The organism is Thioalkalivibrio sp., assembly GCF_041685615.1.
Taxonomy (GTDB): domain Bacteria; phylum Pseudomonadota; class Gammaproteobacteria; order Ectothiorhodospirales; family Ectothiorhodospiraceae; genus Thioalkalivibrio.
In genome coordinates this window covers 1-3,665 of sequence record NZ_JAWLFK010000096.1, presented here as the reverse complement: position 1 = coordinate 3,665, position 3,665 = coordinate 1, and the positions used below count along the sequence as shown (strand labels likewise).

Here is a 3,665-nt window from a genome sequence, read left to right as displayed (position 1 = left end):
GGCAGGGACAGGATCGCGAACAGCGCGAGCCCCAGCGGCAGCAGGCCCATGGAGCCGCCGGAGGTCAGCAGCATCACCGGGGCCTGCACCAGTATCACCGCCAGCCCCCAGCGCCAGGCCCGCCGCGGCGCCCGATACCCCAGCACGCCCGCGAGCAGGAGCGCCAGCGGATAGGTCACGGACCAGTACATCGGCGCGTCCCAGGCCTCGGCGCGGCCGCTGACCAGGGAGGTGAGCACCCAGAGGGCAGAGCCGCCGAGGAGGGCGATGAGGTAGGGCTGGGTGTCGGTGGTGGGGGGCGGGTTCACGATGGTCTCTTCGCGAGGGGCGATGGTGAGAAGGCTGCAGTGTGGGTGTTCTGGAGGGAGGCGTCCATATATGTCCCGGAGTGTGACGGTTCGATTCCCTTCTCAGGACCTGGACTTCCTTGTAGCCGAGTACCGCGTTCAGGTGATGCAGCCAAGCAAAGTGGCTGTCCCGTAGTTATGCCGTAGTTACCAGTGGATCAGGAACGCTGCAAGGGCATGGGTTCGGCGGTGCCTGCGAGAACCATTAGGGCAAACCCAACCATCCAGATTCCCGCCACGTTGTAGCCTAGGAACAAGATCCAATAAAAAAGCGGGCTCTCGGAGCGCCAGACAGCGACATCCCGGCCAAACCGCCCAGGCCCATACGGCAGCCAACCGGTTTTCAGGCTCTTCCAGGCGATCAGCGTGAGGCCGCCACCCAGAATCAGAAAGAAGATTCCCTGGAAAAGCGCCATCACCAACCCTCCACATGCCGGCGCACCGCGGCCGTCATCGTAGCAGCCGCCATGCAGGGCAGCGCCAGTATGCCGAACAGAACCAGGCCCAGCGGGAGCAAGCCAAACGAGCCCCCGCACAACAACAGCATCACAAGGGCCTGGACAAACATGATCGTAAGGCCCCAGCGCCACGCGCTCCGCGGAACCAGGTAGCCCAGAAAACCCGAAGCGAGAATGCACAGCGGATAGGTCAAAGACCAGTACAGCGGAGAATCCCATGCCTCACGGTTTTCGGTGAGGAGTGAAGTCAAGACCCAGAGCGTCCCGCCGCCGATCGCGGCGGCAAAATACGCCACGGTGTCGTCGGCATGCCTGAGAGAAGGGGGATTCATGGTCGGGAGCCCTCGAAGAGAACGTCGAACGATCCAACAGCATTGCCACAGCCATACTGACCCCATCTGCGGGGAAGACTACCTCGCTGGCGAGCGCGGTAGTCACCTCCGGCATGACAATTACCAACGTTCAGCCAGGGTGGGTGTCCTGGATTTCCGTGCGGATTGATCGTCAACGCTCTCGCATTCGCGTTGACGCCTTCCGTTCGAGATCGTGGTTGCCAGCTGTTCACCAGCGACATGAAGGTCTACGTCCACCACGCCGGCGATGATGCCTTCTACTACCCCGACCTCGTCCTCACCTGCGATGCGAACGATCTGGAGGACTACTACCTGAAACACCCCTGCCTCATCGTCGAGGTGCTCTCCGAGGGCACCGAGCGCATCGATCGGCGCGAGAAGCTCCTTGCATACACCGCTCTGCCCAGCCTGCGCGAGTACCTGCTGGTCGCGCAGGACCGCCGGCAGGTGGAACTGTACCGCCGCACGGAAGCCGACTGGGTGCACGAAACCCACTCCGAGGGCAGCCTCCGGCTCGACTGCCTCGAGCAGGACCTCACGCTCGACAGCATCTACGAGGACGTTGATACCTGACCGGGGCACCATGCGGCGGCGGGCAGCGCGACTCGGGCAAGCGAAGTGGCTGTCCCGTAGTTTAGAGCCTGGGGGAATTCCCGAATCCGTTGCGGGTGAGGTAAACAACTAAATGACCGGGAACCCGCTCGGCGCACCAGTCTGGTCGAAGACTATGCGTCGAGCCGCGACATGCAACTCGATGACGCCGTGATCGCGGGAACCGCGCTCCATCTTGGCGATCGCCTCGTCACCGCCAATGATGGTCACTACCGGCACATCGAAGGTCTGTTGGTCGAACTTCTGCGTCCTTGAGCATCCCGACAGCCGCGTTCAAGCGGTCTGGGTGTCCTGGAGCAAGCGATCTGGGTGTCCTGGAGAGTTTGCTTGCCGGAGTTCCGTCCCGATTGCCTGCTGCAGAGCAATACTCGGCCCCTTGGGTGGCGTTGAAGGCCTGGAAGTCATCGCATAACATGCATTCAATGAGTGCACGCGGTGCATTATTGGAAACATTGCCATGGCAACGATGACCATCCGCAACCTTGACGAGCAGATAAAGGCACGACTGAGGGTTCGGGCTGCGATTCACGGCCGTTCCATGGAAGATGAAGCCCGTGACATTCTGCGCACGGCGCTGTCGCTGGTGCCAGAAGAAGGACGCACCCTGGTCGATGCGATTCGTGGCCGGATCGACCCCCTTGGCGGAGTCGAACTTGCGCAGCCGGAACGGGAGCCCATTCGCGACCCAGTCGACCTGGGGGCATGATCGTCCTCGACACCAATGTCCTGTCGGAGATTTTGCGTCCAGTACCGGAGAGCCGGGTCGTGGACTGGATCGCTGCGCAACCGCGTTCAGCCTTGTTCACCACCACTGTGGTTGAGGGCGAGATCCTTTATGGAATCCGATTGCTTCCGGACGGAGCGCGGCGCGACGCGCTCATGCAGGCTGTCTCGGCCATATTTGCAGAGGATTTTGCCGGCCGTGTGCTGCCCTTCGATCGTGACTCCGCGCTCGCCTACGCCGAGATCGCAGCGTCCCGAAGGCTTGCCGGCAGACCCATCAGCCAGTTCGACGCAATGATTGCTGCAGTGGCGCGCTCCCGCGGTGCGAGCCTTGCCTCACGCAACACCAAAGACTTCACCGATACGGGGATCGACCTCGTCAACCCATGGACGGCTCCTTCGTGAGCGCCCCGTGGGCACGCTCTCCCAGACCGCCGCGAGTTGGCCCGATGGGTGAGCAAAGCGATTGATCCCACCGAACCCACCCCAAGGCCCGCATGATCCAATTCCTGCCCTTCGCCCTCATCGGCGCCGCCGGCTTCGTAGCTCCGCGCCACATGAAAGCCATTCGCGAAACACGCAACGAACTCGTGGTGGCGTTACTAGCATGAGGTCCGAACGCATTCCAGTCTGGGGCAGCCGACCCCGGCGGCATTCAGGAAATCCTGCGGCATCGCCGCAAAGCCCGAGGCCATCTTCCAACAACAGAATGGCGCGAAGAAATTTGGCAGGTCACCTCCAAGTCTCAATCTCTCAGAGGACCGACCTTGGCTCAAGCTGCCCGTCTCTCGAACAGAACGCGGGCGGTTCCCATCCCCCGCAGATACCGCATCTGGCGTGCCACGCAGAGATCGGTGATGTGCGTCGGGGTCCCGATGGCGCTGCCGAACTGCCGCATCATCCGACCGGCGGTCGCGATGAACTGGTCCGCGTCGAGCGCCAGGCGTTCCAGCAGTCTTGGCGTCTGGCCCGGAATGAAACCGCGCTTGCCCTCGCGGATCACCCGGCCAGTGGCATCGACCAGTTCCAGGTAGTCGTCGAACGCGAACGGTATGGCGGTCGCCATGCTTCCGGTGGCATCGAACGGCATCAGCGGCGCGCGACCTCCAGGGCTGTAGTCGGTAGCATCCCGTTCCTCCCTGAGCCCCGCGATACGTTCGGCCACTGAAGTG

At 62.6% G+C, this 3,665-nt stretch carries 6 protein-coding genes and 2 pseudogenes; 4 read left to right on the top strand and 4 right to left on the bottom strand.

Going from position 1 to position 3,665, the window contains the following annotated elements; genetic code table 11:
* From ACESLR_RS11780 to ACESLR_RS11770, 3 genes are all read right to left on the bottom strand, one after another.
* Window positions 1–308: hypothetical protein (locus tag ACESLR_RS11780; protein WP_373067587.1), on the bottom strand; the 308-nt coding region annotated here is incomplete at its 3' end.
* A gap of 197 nt (window positions 309–505) precedes the next feature.
* Window positions 506–763 carry a hypothetical protein gene (locus tag ACESLR_RS11775; RefSeq protein ID WP_373067580.1) on the bottom strand — a complete coding sequence of 86 codons (258 nt, stop codon included), beginning with the start codon at window positions 761–763 and terminating at the stop codon, window positions 506–508.
* Window positions 763–1,137 (bottom strand): hypothetical protein, encoded by a 375-nt coding sequence (locus ACESLR_RS11770; protein WP_373067575.1) that lies wholly within the window; start codon window positions 1,135–1,137, stop codon window positions 763–765. The genes ACESLR_RS11775 and ACESLR_RS11770 overlap by 1 nt, the downstream gene beginning before the upstream one ends.
* A gap of 165 nt (window positions 1,138–1,302) precedes the next feature.
* Between ACESLR_RS11770 and ACESLR_RS11765 the strand changes: the two genes are divergently transcribed.
* The 4 genes and pseudogenes from ACESLR_RS11765 (at window position 1,303) to ACESLR_RS11750 (ending at window position 2,898) form a co-directional block, all read left to right on the top strand.
* Window positions 1,303–1,731, top strand: coding sequence for a Uma2 family endonuclease (locus ACESLR_RS11765; RefSeq protein WP_373067570.1), 429 nt, complete (start codon window positions 1,303–1,305; stop codon window positions 1,729–1,731).
* Window positions 1,732–1,860: 129 nt separating this feature from the next.
* Window positions 1,861–2,025 (top strand): annotated as a pseudogene (locus tag ACESLR_RS11760) (VapC toxin family PIN domain ribonuclease); the annotation flags it as partial.
* A 202-nt stretch (window positions 2,026–2,227) separates the two neighbouring features.
* Entirely contained in the window at window positions 2,228–2,476 is a 249-nt protein-coding gene (locus tag ACESLR_RS11755; RefSeq protein WP_373067564.1) for a FitA-like ribbon-helix-helix domain-containing protein, read from the top strand.
* Window positions 2,473–2,898, top strand: a complete 426-nt coding sequence (locus ACESLR_RS11750; RefSeq protein WP_373067557.1) for a type II toxin-antitoxin system VapC family toxin — start codon at window positions 2,473–2,475, stop codon at window positions 2,896–2,898. The genes ACESLR_RS11755 and ACESLR_RS11750 overlap by 4 nt, the downstream gene beginning before the upstream one ends.
* A gap of 367 nt (window positions 2,899–3,265) precedes the next feature.
* Here the strand turns inward: ACESLR_RS11750 and ACESLR_RS11745 are convergent.
* A pseudogene (locus ACESLR_RS11745) lies at window positions 3,266–3,665 on the bottom strand (hypothetical protein); the annotation flags it as partial.

Bases quoted from the DNA above. Each gene is read 5' to 3' on its own strand.
- ACESLR_RS11775 (WP_373067580.1), bottom strand. From the start codon at position 763: ATGGCGCTTTTCCAGGGAATCTTCTTTCTGATTCTGGGTGGCGGCCTC.
- ACESLR_RS11770 (WP_373067575.1), bottom strand. From the start codon at position 1,137: ATGAATCCCCCTTCTCTCAGGCATGCCGACGACACCGTGGCGTATTTT.
- ACESLR_RS11755 (WP_373067564.1), top strand. From the start codon at position 2,228: ATGGCAACGATGACCATCCGCAACCTTGACGAGCAGATAAAGGCACGA.
- ACESLR_RS11750 (WP_373067557.1), top strand. From the start codon at position 2,473: ATGATCGTCCTCGACACCAATGTCCTGTCGGAGATTTTGCGTCCAGTA.